Origin of the sequence: Sphingobacterium deserti, assembly GCF_000757725.1 — a bacterium.
GTDB lineage: Bacteria > Bacteroidota > Bacteroidia > Sphingobacteriales > Sphingobacteriaceae > Sphingobacterium > Sphingobacterium deserti.
On the sequence record NZ_JJMU01000028.1, the window covers coordinates 29327 to 48113 of the forward strand.

An 18787-nucleotide genomic window follows, 5' to 3' on the forward strand; every position below is an offset into this window, starting at 1 on the left:
CTGAGGTATTTCTCCCTATTGGCTTTACCTCTGTTTAAATGTAAACGCAAAGTTAAAATTCGGTGCGGTTTTTGTAACAGAAGAAAATTGGATATTTTAACATATCTAAGGCTTGTGTAGCGAATTTGGCTTGTCAGGCGTTTTAATGATAAACAAACGATATACTGTTTATGGGGATTTTTACAAAACTATTTGGAGCATCCAAAAGAGATGTTAACATAAAGGTATTTAGCAAGTTGGCTTTTCTGGAGGTCGATATGCACAATCACTTGTTGCCGGCGATTGATGATGGAAGTCAATCTGTAGAGCAGTCTCTGAAACTCATGTGCGGCCTACATGATCTTGGCTTTAAAAAATTTATTTGTACTCCCCATATTATGGAAGGCGTACATCCGAATACACGAGAAAGCATCGCTCATGCACATCATGAATTGCATAGATGTTTGGAAGAGTCTAATCTTGATGTAGATACGGTCGCTGCTGCAGAACACATGATAGACGAAGGCTTGGTGAAAATGATCACCAACGATCGCCTTTGCGTGATGCCTGGAGGATATGTGTTGATCGAGATGTCCTATTTAGCAGAATCGAACGCCCTATTTAAGACAATCTACGATATACAGATGCTGGGCTACAAACCTATTCTCGCGCATCCGGAGCGCTACAATTATTACCACCATAATTTTGATATGTATAAAAAGATTAAGGATGCAGGTTGCCTCCTGCAGCTAAATCTTCTTTCTATCAGTAGATATTATGGCACAGAAGTGAAAGTGGCAGCGCTAACAATGATCAAATCCGGAATGTACGATTTCGTAGGAACTGACTTACATCATGGCAAGCATTTGGCCGCTTTAGAAGAGGTGGTTGCAAAATACCCCGTTCGTGAACTGCTCAGCACCTGCCCTATACGCAATGCCTCATTAGTGGATGAAATTGATAATGGTCGGTCTCATTACAACGCGATTGGTTAAGATCGTTAAGACTTAAGATTCGTTTGCCATCATAATACCCACCTCTGGCTAACCAAATTGTTGGTTCCACGGCCCTGAACAGTCTCACTTTGTCCACAGCGCTACTCGTCGATTTGCAGCTATGGCATTAGTTTTGCTTTAAAAGCGGCAATCAACTAAATACAAATTTACAGTAATAGAAATTCCCCAGCATGAATAACCCACATCATAGCCCTATATTGGTTATCCTCGCCGCAGGCATGGCTAGCCGCTACGGGTCAGCAAAACAGGTAGATGGTTTCGGACCAAATGAAGAGACAATTATTGACTATTCCATACATGATGCGATACGAGCAGGATTTGGTAAAGTTGTTTTCGTTATCCGCGAAGAGTTTCTGCCGGTAATGAAGAAAAACTTCGACAATAAACTTCGGGGCAAAATTGAGGTAGCTTATGCTTTCCAGAATTTCGATTTAAAGAAGTTTGGGATCGATACAGTCGTGGGGCGTGAGAAGCCTTGGGGAACAGCTCATGCGGTGATGAGCGCCGAAAGCGAAATCAACCGACCATTTTGCGTTATTAATGCTGATGACTTCTATGGCTACGACGCTTTTCAGAAGATGTATGATTTCCTGACAACAGCCGCCAACGACGAGGAAATGGCTTTAGTCGGTTTTCAGATTGGCAACACCCTTTCTGATCATGGTTATGTCTCGCGCGGCGTATGTGCTATTAACGATGCGGGCTACATGGAAAGTGTGACGGAACGAACCAATATTTACCGCGGTGCAGATGCAGATCGCGAAGCGATAGTATACAAAGAGAACGAACGCGAATATACTATTCCTGAAGGTACATTAGTATCAATGAACTTTTGGGGTTTTACACCTAAGATTATTGATGTAGCCCGTTCACTATTTCCAGATTTTGTGCAAAATAATAAGCACAATCCAAAAGCAGAATTCTTTATCCCTTCCATTCCTGATTATATGGCAAAAATGGGGCTCGCAAAGTTTAAAGTGCTTCCTACGTCTTCGCAATGGTTTGGGGTAACATATAAGGAAGATAAAGAGCAGGTTCGCCAAAGCATCCTTGATCTCGTTTCATTAGGTGTCTATCCTATCAACTTATATCCTCAAGTGAATAAAGTAAATGCCGCATTGTATTTAGAACAATAATCTTTTTACGGCATACAAAACTTGCCTTTTATCTTGTAATGGGTTGTCTATTACAGGTTGCACAGGCTTAGGGGCTCATTTTGTAAATTTTCGCGTTATCCACTCAGAGCGTAGCTACACATCAAACTTATTTTCAATCCCACCCTTTTGGGTGGGAAAACTTCCGATACGGTGAGCTAATTTTGGCTATCACCTACCGAAGAACAATGATTAATCTAAATACGAGCAAAATGGCTCTAATTGATAGTCGGCCTGCATATCGGCAGCGGCTATCAGATCATTTCCAGAAGTCAGCCGCATTTGATCCCATTACTTCCGTTAGCAGTGTTCGTGATTTCAAGAATATCCTGGGGAGGAATAAATACGATGTCGTATTGTGTGGCTTAAAGCCGGCTCAAGAAGCTGTGCAAATATTGCTCAACGAACTGCAGAGCCGGTCCATAGCTACTAAAATTGTATTACTTGCACCATTGGATCAGAAAAAATCAATCTTTCAAGGGCTATGTTTTGGAGCGACTGCTTTTATGCCAGAGCAACTGCCGCTCCCCATTATGGAGCAAAAGCTGTCTTTCCACATGCAGGATAATTACTGGCTCAATCCTGAGCTTGCCCGGCTCATGTTGCGCTATTTTAGTGGGCGCGGTTTGCAGGCTCCTGAGGCTCTCCATATATTGTCTGATACCGAAATAAATCTGCTGGAAATGGTAAGTGAAGGTGCTTGCCAACGGCGTGTAGCGGAAGAACAAAAGGCCGAGAGTAGGCATATAAAAACCTTGGTACGAGGTATATTCCAGAAGCTCCACAGCACACATCGTCAAAAAATAAATTAAATATTCCTTTCACAAATCAAAAGATCTAAAACCCGATCTTTAACCTAAATCCGAGTCGCTAATTTAGCAATACCGACTTCTTCTATCTTTGATCGCAAATACGTACCATAGTTCTTAGTTGGATTTCTGTCGATATACATCGCCGCCTGCTTCCAGATTTGCATGATGGCTAGTACAGCTGCGCACTAAAGTCTCGATAGAATGCAGCGGCTGGCTAAATTAGCTACCAAAAATTTTACAGTGGATCCTATGTGTAACAGAGATCTATCCGAAATGATAGTGCACAAATAATGGCTGCTTATCAGATATCGCCACAAAGAGTACAGTTCAACTGTATCGAATTAGCTCGTGCAGCAGAACAACTCCTGTTCGAATACCAATCCTGCCAGTCATACGGCCTACTGCTGATTTTTCATAGCTGTCTAGAATGGATGGCTGCGAAGGTCTCGTTTTAGAGCATGCTTTAAGAGATTATTTTTTTGATATGGGGGGCGCTTATTAAATATAAAAGGGTCGCTTTCGCGACCCTTTCACTGCTTATGAAAATTATGTTTCCCGGGGAGAGAAACGATGCTTCAAATTTAGCAATTATAATTGACTAAAAGGTGATCTTTGTTATAATATGTTGTAACGTTTGTATTGTACCCTAACGTATTATGTCGTATATTACTATGACTAAATCAATGAGACTTTTCCTATTGAAGTAGGCTAACTAGCCCCTGATGTCACCTATACTTTAGTCTAGTTTTTCGTATTTTATTCATCTTTAGTCCGTTAATTTCTATGTGCGTTTATTTATGCTAGCCCTTTAAATAAAGCCTTCTAGGGTATTTCGGCTCATAAACATCCGCCGGTTTGTTAAAAAAAATTTGAATTTTATTGTTGAAGAGTGTTTGAAAAATTCTATTTTTGTGGCCATAATACTACCAGCTCTTTTTAATCAGTGAAAAAGAGTGTGCAAATGAAAAGCAAACAAAAGCCAAGGGAAACGATCGCAAGCCGAAATTTGCAGCCGATTGTTACAATACATGAAATTATTAAAGAATTTAATCTTCTTTTCTTGGTCTGAAATGCAGTTTTTACATTAATAATATAGATTTAATATAAAATTAGTGATAATATAGCATAATGTTTACAAAATATGGCTATATTTGGGTCTACAATTTAAAGATTAACACCGAGTGGATTAAATTCCATGGGTAGTGTACGGCAAAAGCATCGATCTAAACTATTATTATTGTGAAAAGCTGTACTTATGAAAATTTTAATGAAAATTAGTGTTTACTAAACTTACAAACTAAAAAAACAGAGAGTTCCATTTCAAGCGTGGCCGTTTCGACAGCCGATCAAAAATTAAATGTCTAATGTTAACTTAGTGTTAACTATAGCTGTGCGTTTTTGATTTGTTTATGTTCGCATTACGAAATGCTTACCGTGTACCGTTTTGCCTATTCATTAACCTTTACGACTATTGGTTTATTTATAGGACTTACTTTCTCTTTGTAATTTTATTGTATTCGTAAACCCTCGAAAAAACATAATTAATCTTGTAGAATATGCATAGATATGTCCAGAACCGCGTATTAGCTTTTTTAAAGATATTGCTTGTCATGACCGACGCAGTATGTTTGAATATTGCTTTTGTAGTTGCCTTTTCTTTGGTAACTGCCTATAGCCTGGTAGACGCAACGGAGGTAATGAGTAGTAATTACTTCTCACTGTGGATGATGTTCAATCTAATTGCTGTTGTATCAGCGATGTTTTTTAAGCTTTATGCGGACAGCACCATAGAGCGTTTGGAAGGTGTCTTCCGAATGACTGTTCGTAGTGTGGTTACGCTATTGATCATCTTTACCGGCTGCACCCTTATTGGGCACGCATTTTCAGGCGTTTACTATTTTCTAGGTGCCGTATGGGCTAGTGTTTTTTTCTACGCCGCGCTCTCCCGGTTTTTATTGACCTATGTGTATACTGTATTGCCTAGACGGTTGAAATGGAGCAAGCGTGTGGCTTTAATCGGTCATAACACGCATTTGGCACCTTTTGCCGGCAATTTTTCGCAAAGCAACCCTTTCTACAGTGTGGATACCATCCAATACCATGATGGCTTGGAAACAGCAACCAAAGAGGAGAAGGTGGCACAATTTAAACGCTACTTTGAAGAAGTTTCCAAATTAGGAATACACGACGTTTTCCTCGTTAGCACGCCTGATATGAGCAGTTTAAGTACCGAGTTGATTATGGCTGCCGATCATCAATGCTTACAGTTAAACTTTGTTCCGGCTGTTACGGCGAGTATCAATTATGGGTCGGCCACGGCCGCGCCGGTGACGATGCAGCTTCCAGTACTGCGTTCGCATGACGAGTCCTTGTCTACGATGGAAAACAGGATAAAAAAACGGTTAGTCGATCTTTTTATCTCCAGTATGGTGATCATTTTTATTTTAAGTTGGTTAATACCGATTATCGGTATAATCATTAAGATTCAGAGTCCTGGACCTATTTTCTTTAAGCAGCCGCGCTCGGGAAGAAATAATAAATCATTCGGCTGTTATAAGTTTCGCAGTATGGTGATTAATAAAGATTCGGGAAACAAGCAGGCGACAAAAGGTGATAAACGCATTACTCCAATAGGTGCTTTTTTACGCAAAACAAATTTGGATGAGTTTCCACAATTTATCAATGTTTTCTTGGGTCAGATGAGTGTTGTGGGGCCACGCCCACATATGCTATCGCACACGGAGCACTACAGCCAGCTTATTCAACATTACATGGTGCGTCAGTTTGTGAAGCCAGGTATTACGGGCTGGGCACAGGTTAACGGTTATCGGGGAGAAACGAAAGAGCCGGAATTGATGGCAAAACGCGTTGAGTTTGACATTGAATACATGAGCAATTGGTCAGCGATGCTTGACTTTAAGATCGTGTGTATGACCGCGATTAACATGGTTAAAGGGGAGAAGAACGCGTATTAACATGCAGATTAAAAATCCAAATACATTAAATACCTATTTAGAAATACCTATGAAAAACAGATTTACTTATTTCGCTATGATGCTGATAAGCTTTCTGACGTTTGCTGCTTCCAGTATGGCGGTAGCTTCGGAAGGAGAGCGAGACAGTATCCCGGAGTCGGCTTACGAGCATGGCTATCCGAATCCATTTGCACTGGGGGTGCACGTGGGAACAACGGGCGTTGGCTTGCATATTTACCAGCCTTTGGGAACCCATTTCGGCCTACGTTTGGGTGGATCATTTATGCCATTTAACACACGAATTACCGGTAACTACAGCAACCGGGATCTTCGTTCCAGCGTATCAGCGAAGGCTAGCAACGTATCCCTGATGGCTGGTTGGGCGCCTTTTTCGCAAAATCGTGGCTTCTTCCGCAGTTTTAACATACAGGTGGGGGGCGCATATTTCTTCGATCTAAACGGAAAATTGGAAACACGCTTGTCCGAAGGCTATCAGTACGGTGATATCGTGGTAGACCCTAATCGGGTGGGAACCATTACGACAAACGTTAATTGGAAAGAAACAGTAAATCCCTACGCAGGTATTGGCTGGAGCAACATCGTCTTAGATAGTCGTTTTTCTGTGAGCATTGATTTGGGCGCATACTACCTGTCAAAACCAACCGTGACTATGCAAGCAACAGGTCTACTGGAAGAAAACGTAAACAACGCGGCTACTATTCAAAAAAACATTGAAAACTACCGCTATTTACCACGCGTAGAAATTGGTTTCAGCTACAGATTTTGGTAGGTCTATTTAAATTATTGTGATTATGAAATTCAAGAAATTAGCGATATATACCATGGCGTTTGCTCTATTAGGAGGAGTGGCATCATGTGAGAGTCCATTAAAGGACTTCAATCTGCAAATTAGTACAGAGGTAATTAGACATTCGGCTGTTCTTCAGGTAGCAGGAGCAGATGGTTCAGATATCAGCAACGCAACCATTCGTTTAATCGGTGGGGATATGGATGATATCTACAACCTCGAAGGAAGAAAGACCTTCCAGCTGGCAAATGGGTTTGTAGCGTTTGGTGTAAATCCAAACCGCGAAGTAATGCCCGGTGCACCGGTGACTTTCCAAGTCGAGATTGCAGCGGCAGGCTATACCACCCAAATTGTAACTGTAGCCATCAGCAATATAAATAACGGTATACAGGCGGTCCGTTTAGTAAGACCAATGAATCTTCCGGACGGTGTTGCTTCAAATACACAAACCGTTGCTTTGGGCGCAAATGGCGCAACGACCACTGCCGTTACCGTAGGCGCGTCCGATAATGCTTCGGGAGTCGAGGTCAGTATTGCTATCCCAGCAGGCACACAGTTTTTGGATGCGAATGGTAATGTTATTCAAGGTGGTACATTAACTGTAAACACCCTCGGTTTTGATGCGTTGAGTGAAGATGCGCTAGCCTTATTCCCTGGCGGAAGCTTACAGGCGGAAGGCGTAATTGGTCCAGACGGTTCTACCAGTTCAGGAACATTCAACCCTGCGGCGGCAACGACCATCGATATGAATGTAGGCGGCGTAGCCGTTCGTCAATTTAGTCAACCGATACAAATAACGATGGATGTTAGCCCAGATTTTCAACTGAGCACTGGTGCCGCCCTAACGCCAAACACACAGCTTGTATCGTATAGCTTCTCGCCATCGGATCCTGTATGGACATACCAGCAAACGGCTATGGTAACAGGTTCTGCGGCTTCAGGTTACAGCCTGAGTTTTGCAACAGATCACCTAACAACCTTTGTAGGTGGTGAGTTTATAAAATCTTGTGCGGCTGTCAGTGAAGTTACATTCACGGGCGAGTGGATCACACAGGGCTTCACCTATCCGGTTACCGTAGAGGCATTGCACCATGGACAAGTGATTAGCACACGGACATTCTCGGTAAGCCAAGGCAACCAAACTATTGCATTGGAAAACTTGCCAGCTAGCGATGTAACGGTGGTCGTGCGTAATACAGTAGGAGCCGTTGTCGCACAAGGACCACTGGCTGCATGTGGTACGACAACGCAGATTGCAATTCCTAATCCTCCGGGCACCTTCGTAACCTTACAGTTATATGTTCGTTGTCCGAATAACACTACCCCGATCACGTTGTTACCAACCTTCCAGATGGAATACCGTGTAACCGGAACATCACGCTGGTCGTACCTGGGTGAAGTGAATAACGGTTTCTTATCAACAACACTTTTAAAGGCAGATGGTACACGTTATGATTTCCGTGCAACATGGAAAAACAGAACCAAAGTCGTTGCGGGTAAAACCGTTGTAGAAAGCAATATAGCCACTGTCGGTGTGCAGCCTGGCGATATCATTGGCGAAAAAGCAGGCGCTACAAACTTGGCTATCTTGACCGAGGAGTGTAACGGATTATAGTACAATATAAAAAATGCTCGAGAGAGCAAGCAAGATCTCAAGTGTTAAACTTGTAATTGTAGGGGAATATCCCGGCAGGTCGCTCCTGCCGGATATTTCTTACGATCGGCAAGAAACACGGGAATACAATCAAAAAATGTCATACTGAGCTAGGCATGTCCCTGTAAAAAGCTCGCTATAGATAACGTAAGCGATCGTATCGGTCGTAATAAAATTTAAATTCGAAGTCGCGTCAATCGTGTCCTCGCTTGTAACAAGAACGAACATGTTTAATATCTTCAACCGAAACCCAAAAACCAATACGCTAGAATGGCTGGAGGTGGATATGCATTCGCATATTTTGCCGGGTATTGATGATGGTTGCAAAACGGCGGAAGATAGTTCGGGTTTGTTAAGCCGTCTTTCCGCGCTAGGTTTAAGCACTTTCTATTTTACCCCGCACATCTATCAGGATATGTATCCAAACACGCATAGTAGCGTAAGTGGAGCTTACACCAATCTGCAGCAACGCTATGCATCTGATGGCTTAGCGGGTTATGCTGCTGAATATATGGTCGATGGTCATTTCGAACGTCGTTTAGAAAGGGAAGAAGAGACGCTCCTGACATTGCCCGGCAAGCATGTATTGATTGAGATGTCTTACATTCAAGAGAGTAAAAACATTGAAAAAGTCATATTCGATTTACAGATTAAAGGATACCGGCCAATCTTGGCGCATCCTGAGCGTTATGTATTTTATCACGAAAATCCTAAAGCCATAGAGCGTTACAAAGATTTAGGCTGCCTTTTGCAGCTGAACGTTTTGTCTGTTTTTGGCTATTATGGATCGCGGGAAAAAAAGGTTGCAAAGTACCTCTTGGATCGAGGACTTATTGATTTCGTAGGAACGGATGCGCATCATGAAAGGCATGTGTACATGCTTGAGCGTGGCTTAAAAAAAGAAAGTATCAAATCCTATTTCAAGAAGTGCAGCCTTAAAAATCAGACGCTGATTCATTGCACGACATAGCTAAACTCTAACTTACGACTACTACTACAATACAAGAATTATTAACATGAAAAAAAATCCCAATCCCAAGAAGTACTACCCCTTATGGTATGGCTTTATTGCCTTACTTTTTTTGAACAGTTGCGCCGTTAAAAACATTCCTTACTTTCAGGATTTGCCGGTAGATTCCGCTCGAATCACCAAGCAAGCTGCTGCTTTTACAGAACCGGTTATTCAGTTTGACGACATCTTGAGCGTTACGATTCAAACTATTGATCCGACAACAGCTGCCGTAGCTAATCAAGCGGTGAGCGAAAGTGCTGCAAATGGCACATCAGTGCAACAGATTACCGGATTTTTAGTAGATAAAAACGGGAGCATCCAAATTCCAATGATCGGATCTGTGCAGGTTGCTGGTTTGACAACGTATCAAGCAAGAGAGCGTATTCTGGAACAAGCGCGTCAGTTCTATAAAGAGCCAACTGTACACGTTCGTTTTGCAAATTATAAAATAACCGTACTCGGCGAGGTTGCCCGGCCTGCTGCATACACTGTCCCGAATGAAAAAGTATCCGTACTGGATGCTATTGGCCTAGCCGGAGATTTAACGATTTACGGGAAGCGTGAAAATGTACTATTGATACGGGAAAAAGGCGGTGAGAAGGAGTTGGTACGATTAAACCTCAATGATTCGAAACTCTTTCAATCACCATATTTCTATTTAAAGCAAAATGACGTCATCTACGTAGAACCTGGTAAAGCAAGATCAGAGATGAACAATGCTTCCAGAACGCAGATGTTTGCGTTGGTAACCTCTCTCGCGACAATAGTCACGCTTGTTTTAACAAGATTTTTTTAACACTAGCATAGGCTTTTATCTATTGCAACACGTTGCATCTTAAGAAAATTTATGAAGAATACTAAAATTGATTGGGAAGACGAAGTAGGATCTGAGAACCAAAAATCAGATAACAAAAAGCTCCATATTTTCGTTGGAAAAGTATCTGCGAACTGGCACTGGTTTGTATTGTGTGGTTTGCTTGGATTTGCTCTGGCTTTCGCGAAAGCACGCTACAGCGTTCCATCTTATAATGTGCGTGCAAAACTTATCGTATCTGACGATCAAAAAGGTGGTGACCTGTCCAGCTCCGCTTTGGGCGAACTGTCAGGATTGATGAACACAAAATCTTCCGTAGACAACGAAGTGGAAATCCTAAAAACAGGGGATTTGATGCGCGAAGTCGTGTTGGCGGAAACATCATATATCAGTTATTCGCATGTAGGGAGCATACATAATGTGCCTGTTATACAAACACCCTACAACGTTGAATTGTTAAGCGATCCTGATTCTATTAAGTCAGCAGTAGAAATAAAAGTGAGTGACTTAGAAGGTGAAAAAGTGCAGTTATCACAAGGCGAGCGTACCACAGAGATTGCCCTAAATTCAGTTTTCAGTTTGGATGGCGTAGGCAAAATGCGGATCACGCCGTCGCTTGCGAACGTGGCTAATCAAGATGCTTACTTGATTCATATCCTTCCGGTGAAATCGGCCGTGGCAGCGCTGAAGGCATCGTTAAATGTTTTTGTCACCAATAAAAACGTTTCAACGATAGATTTAACGATGGTTCATCAAATTCCTTCCCGGGGGGAGAAATTGTTGAAAACCTTAATTGACAAATATGTAGAGCGCAATCTCCACGACAAAAATGTCGTGGCTGATTCTACATTGTCGTTTATCAACGCTCGGCTAACCCGAATTACCAATGAACTTGCCGGCGTGGAAGATCGAATTTCTGGATACAAAAGAAATACGCAGCTGTCAGATATTGGGGAGCAGAGTCGTATTTTACTCGAAAACTCATCAGGTTATACCAAAAGTATCGCGGAAGCAGAAACGCAACTTTCTGCCCTCGATGCTATTAGTTCCTATCTTGCAGATACGCGTAATCCGCGCGTGGTGCCCTCATCAGTACTAGCACAAGATGGTACATTTGCTGCGCTGACATCGAAATACAACGAACTTGTTTTGCAGCGTGAGCGCCTTTTGTTAGCTAATACGGAAGACAACCCCTTGGTAATTAACGTTACCAATCAAATCGCCGGTTTACGGAATGATATGATTGCGAACGTGGCTTCGTCTCGAAGACAGCTGGAGCTTGCAAAACAAAATCAGGTGCAACTCTCCAATCGCGTTACCTCACAAATTCAGCGCGTTCCGACTATCGAACGTGGGTTTATTGATTTAGCCCGCTTACAACAAATCAAGCAAGCACAATATATCTTCCTCCAAGAAAAATGGGAGGAGACGGCTATCAGCAGAACAGCCAATGTATCGAATTCAAAGATCATTGATTCGCCAAAGGCAGATACAATGCCTTTCGAACCAAAGACAAAAATTATGTATGGGCTAGGCATACTTTTTGGCTTGCTGCTTCCTGCATTGATCATATGGCTGAAAGATTTATTGAATGTACGGGTGCGCAATCTTGATGATGTAAAACTGTACAACCAGCTACCCATATTGGGAACTATATCCCATTCAGACGAAGCTGAGCAAATTGTTGTCACGAAAACATCGCGCTCACCAATCACCGAGCAGTTTCGCGCTATGCGGACCAACTTGGAGTTTGCGCTCAATGGAGGGAAAACCATATTATTCACTTCCTCTATGTCGGGAGAGGGAAAATCTTACGTAGCCCTAAATCTCGCTGTTACCCTTGCACTGCTGGATAAGAAGGTGCTGATTATGGAACTCGACTTAAGAAAACCGTCGATCACAGCGAAACTTGGACTGCCGGCAGGAAAAGGTTTTTCACATTACATCGTCCGCTCGGACATGCGTTTGGAGGAAATTATTATGCCATCTGGAGCGCATGAAAACGTAGATCTTATCCAAGCAGGTGCCATTCCGCCTAATCCAGCGGAGCTATTGGTGCATAGCCGCACGCAAGACCTTATGCAAGAGCTTAATCAGCGCTACGATTATATTTTAATGGATGCGCCACCCGTTGGAATGGTGACCGACGCACAACTTCTTGCGCGTTATGCAGATTGCTGTTTGTATTTGGTGCGTCAAGGCTTTACGTATAAGGAGCAACTGCGCATCCCTAACGATTTGGTTCAGCAAAATAAAATACAACCTATTCAGCTGGTCGTGAATGATGTACAGAAGAAAGGCGGCTATTACAGTGGTTACGGTTATGGCTATGGTTATGGCTACGGCTATGGCGACTATGGCCAGGAAGGCAAACGTAAGAAGCGCTGGCAATTTTGGAAAAAGTAACGATTTTACTTAGATACCATGTTAAATAAAGAAACAAAGATTTTTATCGCTGGCCATCGGGGCATGGTTGGCGGTGCCATCAAAAGAAATCTGGAGGAAAAGGGGTACAGCAATTTGCTTGTCCGCACATCATCCGAATTGGATTTGCGTAATCAAGCTGCGGTAACAGCCTTTTTTGAGGAGGAGAAACCGGAGGTTGTTATTGATGCGGCGGCTCGTGTAGGCGGTATTTTAGCAAACAACAATTTCCCTTATCAATTTTTGATGGAGAACATGCAGATTCAGAACAATCTGATCGACGCTTCTTTAAAAACGGACGTACAAAAATTTATTTTTCTAGGTTCATCCTGTATCTATCCAAAATTTGCACCTCAACCATTAAAGGAAGAGTACCTATTAACAGATACCTTAGAACCTACCAACGAATGGTATGCTATTGCAAAGATAACGGGCGTGAAAGCCTGTGAAGCTATTCGCAAGCAATTTGATAAAGATTATGTAAGCTTAATGCCGACCAATCTTTACGGCACCTATGACAACTTTGATCTGCAAACATCCCACGTGCTTCCAGCGATGATGCGTAAGTTTCACGAGGCCAAAGAAAACGGTCATGTACCGGTGACACTTTGGGGTTCTGGTACGCCAATGCGCGAGTTTTTATTTGTCGATGACCTGGCTGAGGCTGTGGTATTTGCCCTAAATAATGTGTTGCCTGATTATTTGTATAATGTGGGAACAGGGGTTGACTTAAGGATCAAAGAACTGGCTGAAGTTATCCAAAAGGCCGTTGGCCACGAAGGCGAAATCATTTGGGACAGCAGTAAGCCGGATGGTACCCCACGCAAACTAATGGACATCTCGAAGATGCATGCACTGGGTTGGAGCCACAAAGTTGCCCTTAAAGAAGGGATAGAAAAAACCTACGCTTGGTTTCTTGAAAACCAACAAAACTACAAGGAAGTAAAACTATAATATAGCGCGTCATTGCGAGGAGTGTAGTGACGCGAGAATTGACTAAAATCCAAAGAGGAAGTATCTAAGTACTACATACGAACTACTTCATACTAAAATACGAAAAAATGAAATCAGCACTAATCACCGGAATCACAGGACAAGATGGTTCTTATTTAGCAGAGTTATTGTTAGAAAAGGGGTACATGGTACATGGTATCAAGCGTAGAGCATCTTCCTTTAATACGCAACGTATCGACCATCTATATATCGATCAACACGAACAGCATGTACGGTTCAAATTGCACTATGGCGATTTGACAGACTCTACAAACCTGATCCGGATTATTCAGGAAGTGCAACCGGACGAGATTTACAATTTAGGTGCGATGTCGCATGTAAAAGTATCTTTCGACTCGCCGGAGTACGTAGCCAACGTAGACGGTATCGGCACCTTAAGGATTTTGGAAGCTGTTCGAATCCTTGGTCTGGAGAAAAAGACCCGTATCTACCAAGCTTCAACTTCGGAGTTGTACGGTGGTTTGCCAGAAAATAAAAATGAAAAGGGCTTTTATGATGAGAACTCACCATTCTACCCACGCTCTCCATACGGTGTCGCTAAGATTTACGGTTTTTGGATAACGAAAAACTACCGCGAAGCATACAATATGTATGCCTGCAATGGGGTATTGTTTAACCACGAATCACCGCGCCGGGGCGAGACGTTCGTCACCCGTAAGATCACTATGGCAGCAGCAGCGATCGCTTTAGGCAAACAAGAGTGTTTATATCTGGGTAACCTGAATTCCCTACGCGACTGGGGTCATGCAAAAGATTATGTAGAAGCGATGTGGAGAATCCTACAGCAAGATGTCGCCGAAGATTATGTCATTGCAACGGGTGTAACGACATCCGTTCGTGACTTTGTTAGAATCGCTTTTGAGGAAGTAGGTGTCGAACTAGCTTTTGAAGGCGAAGCGGAAAACGAAATCGCTACGGTTGTAGCGTGTGCCAATCCAAGCTATCAGTTAGAAATCGGTAAAACCATTGTGAAAATAGACCCCACATACTACCGTCCTACAGAGGTAGATCTCCTATTGGGCGATCCTACAAAATCCAAAACACAATTGGGCTGGGAGCCACAATACGATCTGGCTGGCCTTGTGAAGGAAATGGTCGCTTCAGACTTGGAGTTGGTAAAGAAAGAATCGTATAATGCTCAATGGGAGCATATTGTCGGTTAAAAATGCATTTGCCGCGATACGTGGTATAACAATATTTTAACACTTAATATTATTCCCCATGATAAAGATATTAGACTGTACATTACGTGACGGAGGTTACTATACCAATTGGGATTTTAGTAAAGAGGTTGTCGATAAATACATAAAGCATACGAACAACTTACCTATAGATTACTTAGAAGTAGGCTACAGAAGTAAACCTATAGATGGTTACTTAGGAAAGTACTTTTACATGCCTGTTTACGAACTGGCCTATATCAAATCCAATACGCAGAAAAAGCTTGTTATCATATTAAATGAAAAGGATGTTCGCGTAGAGGATTTGGACGAGTTGCTGAAACCTATTCAGGGTATCGTGTCGATGGTACGTATCGCGCTGGATCCTCAACAGCTTTTACGTGCCGTGAAATTGGCCGAAGCGATTAAAACTTACGGTTTCGAAGTAGGATTTAATGTGATGTACATGTCAAAGTGGAAACAATATGATGATTTCTTAAACAACTTAGTACATGTCAATGGGGTGGCGGATTATTTTTACATGGTCGACTCTTATGGCGGTGTGTTTCCGGCCGATGTCAAAGAAACCATCGCTTTAGTACGATCTAAAGTAGATGTTAAGTTAGGTTTTCATGGGCACAATAATTTGGAATTGGCCTTGATCAATAGCCTGACAGCCATGGAGGAAGGTGTTGAAATTATTGACTCCACCATTTTGGGCATGGGACGCGGCGCCGGCAATTTAAAAACAGAACTCTTTTTGACGGCTTTAAATAGCCAGCACGGTCTTGATTTGAACTTTAACGCCTTGGGCGACGTTGTCGACGCATTTTCCGGATTGCATGAAAAATACAATTGGGGAACGAATCTGCCTTACATGATCTCCGGCGGGAATTCTTTGCCGCAAAAAGATGTCATGGATTGGGTAACCACTCGTTTTTACTCATTTAACAGTATTATTCAAGCGCTTCAAAACCAAAAAGAGAAGGTAAAAGACAATGAACAACTTCCTGTTTTCAAACCACAAGGATCCACAAAACGTGTGGTCGTTATCGGCGGTGGGAAAGGTGCATACGAACATGTTGACGCTGTCAGGGAATTTATCCGCAACGACAAAGATGTGACTATCGTTCACGCGAGCTCCAAAAATGCCTTGGCCTATCAAGACCTTGAAAACGAGCAAATCTTTTGTTTGGTGGGTAATGAAGGTCATCGGATGGAAAAAGTATTTGATGATTTGGGCAATTTCGCTGGGCAGACCATTTTGCCACCATTCCCGCGCAAGATGGGTACCTATGTGCCTAGCTGTGTCAAGAACAATAGCTTCGAATTAGAGAGTGTAACCTTCACCGATAAATATCAAGATTCACATACTGCCCTGGCGCTGCAAATCACACATGATTTGGGAGCAGAGGAGATTTATTTAGTAGGCTACGATGGCTATAACGATTTTCCAATTGCGGAAAAAGAACGTCAACTGACTGCAGAGAACGAGTTTTTATTTAATCGTTTCTTGGAATATAGCAACAAGCAGGTACAAGCCATCACGCCAACGCGCTATGATATCCCCATGAACTCTGTTTATAGCATGATATATGACAAATAAAGTAAGCTTTTTCTTGCCCACGCGCAAAGGAAGCCAGCGTGTGATCGATAAAAATACCCGCCCATTTGCGGGCAAGGATGGTGGCTTATTACGCCACAAACTGGAACAGCTTCTGCAAATGGAAACGGTGCACGAAATTGTACTTTCCACAAATGATGAAATCTGTATAGATATCGCCACTTCCATGCAGGGAAATTTGGAGAAGCTTGTTATCGATAATCGGCCAGATCACCTTTGTCTGGATACGACAAATTTGAGCGATTTAATAGCCTACGTGCCTAGTGTCGTCACAGGAGATCATATTATCTGGGGGCATGTCACCACGCCCTTTGCCGATGCTTCGGTATACGATCGCGGCGTGACAAATTACCTGGATGGGTTGCAGCAAGGTTTCGATTCATTGGTCAGTGTAGAGAAATTTAGAAATTTTCTGTTGGACGAGCAAGGTAAGGTTGTTAACAATACCACGCCAATACCCTGGCCACGCACGCAAGATCTGCAAACATTATATGAAATAAACCACGTCATGTTCATCACGAGCAAACAAATCTATCAACAAGAAGGCAATAGACTTGGTGCAAAACCTTTCCTTTTTGAGATGGATAAGATGGAGTCTTTCGATGTGGACTGGGAAGAGGATTTTAAAGTTGCTGAATTAATGTATGGACATGTTCAAAAAGTATAACGTTATTCTTTGGGATTTCGATGGCGTAATAATGGATTCCATGCCTATTCGCGATCTGGGATTTAAAGAGGTGCTGAAAGAATACCCACAAGAGCAGGTTGACGAGCTCATTGCCTTCCATCAGCATAATGGCGGACTCTCCCGTTACGTGAAATTCCGGTATTTTTTTGAAAATATCCGCGGAGAGTCTATTACTGATGATGAGGTATTGCGGCTGGCAGGCAAGTTTTCAGAAGTGATGTTGTCCCTACTTATTAACAACGATCTGTTAATCCAAGATTCCGTTCAGTTTATCCAGGATAATTACCAAACCTACAACATGCACGTGGTCTCGGGATCCGACGGCCGCGAGTTAAACTATATATGCGCGCAATTGGGGCTTGATAAATTTTTCCGCTCCATTCATGGATCGCCTACGCCAAAAAAGGATTTGGTGCGGCAGGTTTTGTTGGACAACAATTACAATAATGCAGAAGTGGTATTGATCGGCGATTCCGTAAATGATCACGAGGCGGCGCAGCATAATGCTATTGATTTTACAGGGTATAATAATGTACATCTGCACGAATTAGGAAGCTACGTAACGAGCTTTAATAGCTTAGTTTAGGCTGAACAGGAAGTTTAAATATTTTTAAAAATAATAAAAATGAAGATTTTAGTAGAAAATTCGACTTGGAACAATGTCGGAGATGGTTGGTATCAATACTCCCTGTATTTTCTTTTAAAAAAGCTCTACCCAGATAGCAAAGTAATCATGGGTGAGGGCCCCATAAAACGATCGTTCAGAATTCGTTCGGAAAAACAATTAAGTAATGCACTGAATCTTTTAGAATGGCAGGATGCTGATTTGCATGTTTTTTCGGGACCGATGCTGAAATCGCTGATTGCAGACTACGGAACCAAGATCAAAAAGATTGTAGAATCAGGGAAGCAATATGCGTTTATAAGCGTTTCAGGCGCTAACGAGGCGTCGACCAAACAAACCTTGGAAGATGCAAAAGACTTTTTAAAAAAATATCCGCCAGTTTTCTTTTCCTCTAGGGATTCATTCACGTACAATATTTTTAAAGATGCTGTACCAAATGCATACGACGGAATTTGCACCGCTTTCTTGGTTGATTTGACCTTGGAATTGGATACATTCAAAATGGACAAACCATTTTTCGTCAGTTCTTTTTATATGGAAAATGAACCCGATTTCAATGTGGACGGATCAAACGCGTTGACTGTTGAAAATCTGGAAGTGAAACATAGGAAGAATAAATGGGGTTTACCCTTCAAGTATGCCCGTCATTTAAACTATACGTTGCCGCAGCAGGCGGAGGTCGGCGGACACCAAATTGTTCGACTTATTCAGAACTTAAATACGAAATTCAACCATATCAATTTCGCTATGCCCAATAGCTTTATGAGTTTCAACCCTATTACATACTTGGAGGTAATTAAGTCGGCCGAGTTTGTTGTTTCAGACCGTGTTCATGCCTGTGCTACCTCTTTAGCGTGCAATAAGCCAGCTCGGTTCCTTTTCGATACACCACGCGCTGTCATTTTTGATCGATTAGGATTCGACTATAAATCAAACAAAGGCATTATGTATCCAAATATGGATAAAATTGCGGAAGAGAAATTGAAGCTCGAAGACAAAATCAAACAGTACATCTAAGAGACAACCGT

General features: G+C 42.3%; 15 protein-coding genes. All 15 read left to right on the plus strand.

Features of this window, described 5'->3' with window-relative positions:
* Positions 1 to 170: 170 nt before the first annotated feature.
* The 15 genes from DI53_RS09325 to DI53_RS09395 all read left to right on the plus strand — a co-directional run bounded on the left by DI53_RS09325 (position 171) and on the right by DI53_RS09395 (position 18776).
* The gene (locus DI53_RS09325; RefSeq protein WP_037498079.1) at positions 171 to 974 is read left to right on the plus strand and encodes a tyrosine-protein phosphatase; all 804 of its coding nucleotides are present in this window, start codon (positions 171 to 173) and stop codon (positions 972 to 974) included.
* Positions 975 to 1165: 191 nt separating this feature from the next.
* Positions 1166 to 2131, plus strand: coding sequence for a nucleotidyltransferase family protein (locus tag DI53_RS09330; protein ID WP_052072269.1), 966 nt, complete (start codon positions 1166 to 1168; stop codon positions 2129 to 2131).
* Between the two features lie 230 nt (positions 2132 to 2361).
* On the plus strand, positions 2362 to 2961 hold the full coding sequence (locus DI53_RS09335) for a response regulator transcription factor (RefSeq protein WP_131555218.1): 600 nt from the start codon (positions 2362 to 2364) through the stop codon (positions 2959 to 2961).
* 1556 nt (positions 2962 to 4517) lie between these two features.
* Positions 4518 to 5936: an exopolysaccharide biosynthesis polyprenyl glycosylphosphotransferase gene (locus DI53_RS09340; protein WP_037498085.1), complete on the plus strand. Its 1419-nt coding sequence runs from the start codon at positions 4518 to 4520 to the stop codon at positions 5934 to 5936.
* Positions 5937 to 5985: 49 nt separating this feature from the next.
* Positions 5986 to 6726, plus strand: coding sequence for a hypothetical protein (locus DI53_RS09345; RefSeq protein ID WP_131555220.1), 741 nt, complete (start codon positions 5986 to 5988; stop codon positions 6724 to 6726).
* A gap of 22 nt (positions 6727 to 6748) precedes the next feature.
* Positions 6749 to 8359 carry a hypothetical protein gene (locus tag DI53_RS09350; RefSeq protein WP_037498090.1) on the plus strand — a complete coding sequence of 537 codons (1611 nt, stop codon included), beginning with the start codon at positions 6749 to 6751 and terminating at the stop codon, positions 8357 to 8359.
* 265 nt (positions 8360 to 8624) lie between these two features.
* Positions 8625 to 9368, plus strand: a complete 744-nt coding sequence (locus DI53_RS09355) for a tyrosine-protein phosphatase (RefSeq protein ID WP_052072274.1) — start codon at positions 8625 to 8627, stop codon at positions 9366 to 9368.
* Positions 9369 to 9414: 46 nt separating this feature from the next.
* A complete protein-coding gene (locus DI53_RS09360) occupies positions 9415 to 10206 on the plus strand; it encodes a polysaccharide biosynthesis/export family protein (protein WP_037498093.1) in 792 nt (263 codons plus the stop codon).
* A 51-nt stretch (positions 10207 to 10257) separates the two neighbouring features.
* Positions 10258 to 12630, plus strand: a complete 2373-nt coding sequence (locus DI53_RS09365) for an exopolysaccharide transport family protein (protein WP_037498096.1) — start codon at positions 10258 to 10260, stop codon at positions 12628 to 12630.
* An 18-nt stretch (positions 12631 to 12648) separates the two neighbouring features.
* Positions 12649 to 13602, plus strand: coding sequence for a GDP-L-fucose synthase family protein (locus DI53_RS09370; RefSeq protein ID WP_037498099.1), 954 nt, complete (start codon positions 12649 to 12651; stop codon positions 13600 to 13602).
* A gap of 107 nt (positions 13603 to 13709) precedes the next feature.
* Complete coding sequence (gmd, locus tag DI53_RS09375; protein ID WP_037498102.1) at positions 13710 to 14825, plus strand: GDP-mannose 4,6-dehydratase; 1116 nt, start codon at positions 13710 to 13712, stop codon at positions 14823 to 14825.
* Positions 14826 to 14883: 58 nt separating this feature from the next.
* Complete coding sequence (locus tag DI53_RS09380; RefSeq protein ID WP_081939425.1) at positions 14884 to 16428, plus strand: aldolase catalytic domain-containing protein; 1545 nt, start codon at positions 14884 to 14886, stop codon at positions 16426 to 16428.
* Positions 16418 to 17113, plus strand: coding sequence for an acylneuraminate cytidylyltransferase family protein (locus DI53_RS09385; protein ID WP_037498105.1), 696 nt, complete (start codon positions 16418 to 16420; stop codon positions 17111 to 17113). Before DI53_RS09380 ends, DI53_RS09385 begins: the two co-directional genes overlap by 11 nt.
* Positions 17091 to 17720, plus strand: coding sequence for an HAD family hydrolase (locus DI53_RS09390; RefSeq protein ID WP_071790475.1), 630 nt, complete (start codon positions 17091 to 17093; stop codon positions 17718 to 17720). Before DI53_RS09385 ends, DI53_RS09390 begins: the two co-directional genes overlap by 23 nt.
* Positions 17721 to 17759: 39 nt before the next feature.
* Complete coding sequence (locus tag DI53_RS09395; protein WP_037498111.1) at positions 17760 to 18776, plus strand: polysaccharide pyruvyl transferase family protein; 1017 nt, start codon at positions 17760 to 17762, stop codon at positions 18774 to 18776.
* Positions 18777 to 18787 lie beyond the last annotated feature (11 nt).

What these genes read in the sequence shown, in the direction of transcription:
- DI53_RS09325 (WP_037498079.1), top strand. Translation starts at nt 171, where the DNA reads ATGGGGATTTTTACAAAACTATTTGGAGCATCCAAAAGAGATGTTAAC.
- DI53_RS09330 (WP_052072269.1), top strand. Translation starts at nt 1,166, where the DNA reads ATGAATAACCCACATCATAGCCCTATATTGGTTATCCTCGCCGCAGGC.
- DI53_RS09335 (WP_131555218.1), top strand. Translation starts at nt 2,362, where the DNA reads ATGGCTCTAATTGATAGTCGGCCTGCATATCGGCAGCGGCTATCAGAT.
- DI53_RS09340 (WP_037498085.1), top strand. Translation starts at nt 4,518, where the DNA reads ATGCATAGATATGTCCAGAACCGCGTATTAGCTTTTTTAAAGATATTG.
- DI53_RS09345 (WP_131555220.1), top strand. Translation starts at nt 5,986, where the DNA reads ATGAAAAACAGATTTACTTATTTCGCTATGATGCTGATAAGCTTTCTG.
- DI53_RS09350 (WP_037498090.1), top strand. Translation starts at nt 6,749, where the DNA reads ATGAAATTCAAGAAATTAGCGATATATACCATGGCGTTTGCTCTATTA.
- DI53_RS09355 (WP_052072274.1), top strand. Translation starts at nt 8,625, where the DNA reads ATGTTTAATATCTTCAACCGAAACCCAAAAACCAATACGCTAGAATGG.
- DI53_RS09360 (WP_037498093.1), top strand. Translation starts at nt 9,415, where the DNA reads ATGAAAAAAAATCCCAATCCCAAGAAGTACTACCCCTTATGGTATGGC.
- DI53_RS09365 (WP_037498096.1), top strand. Translation starts at nt 10,258, where the DNA reads ATGAAGAATACTAAAATTGATTGGGAAGACGAAGTAGGATCTGAGAAC.
- DI53_RS09370 (WP_037498099.1), top strand. Translation starts at nt 12,649, where the DNA reads ATGTTAAATAAAGAAACAAAGATTTTTATCGCTGGCCATCGGGGCATG.
- gmd (WP_037498102.1), top strand. Translation starts at nt 13,710, where the DNA reads ATGAAATCAGCACTAATCACCGGAATCACAGGACAAGATGGTTCTTAT.
- DI53_RS09380 (WP_081939425.1), top strand. Translation starts at nt 14,884, where the DNA reads ATGATAAAGATATTAGACTGTACATTACGTGACGGAGGTTACTATACC.
- DI53_RS09385 (WP_037498105.1), top strand. Translation starts at nt 16,418, where the DNA reads ATGACAAATAAAGTAAGCTTTTTCTTGCCCACGCGCAAAGGAAGCCAG.
- DI53_RS09390 (WP_071790475.1), top strand. Translation starts at nt 17,091, where the DNA reads ATGGACATGTTCAAAAAGTATAACGTTATTCTTTGGGATTTCGATGGC.
- DI53_RS09395 (WP_037498111.1), top strand. Translation starts at nt 17,760, where the DNA reads ATGAAGATTTTAGTAGAAAATTCGACTTGGAACAATGTCGGAGATGGT.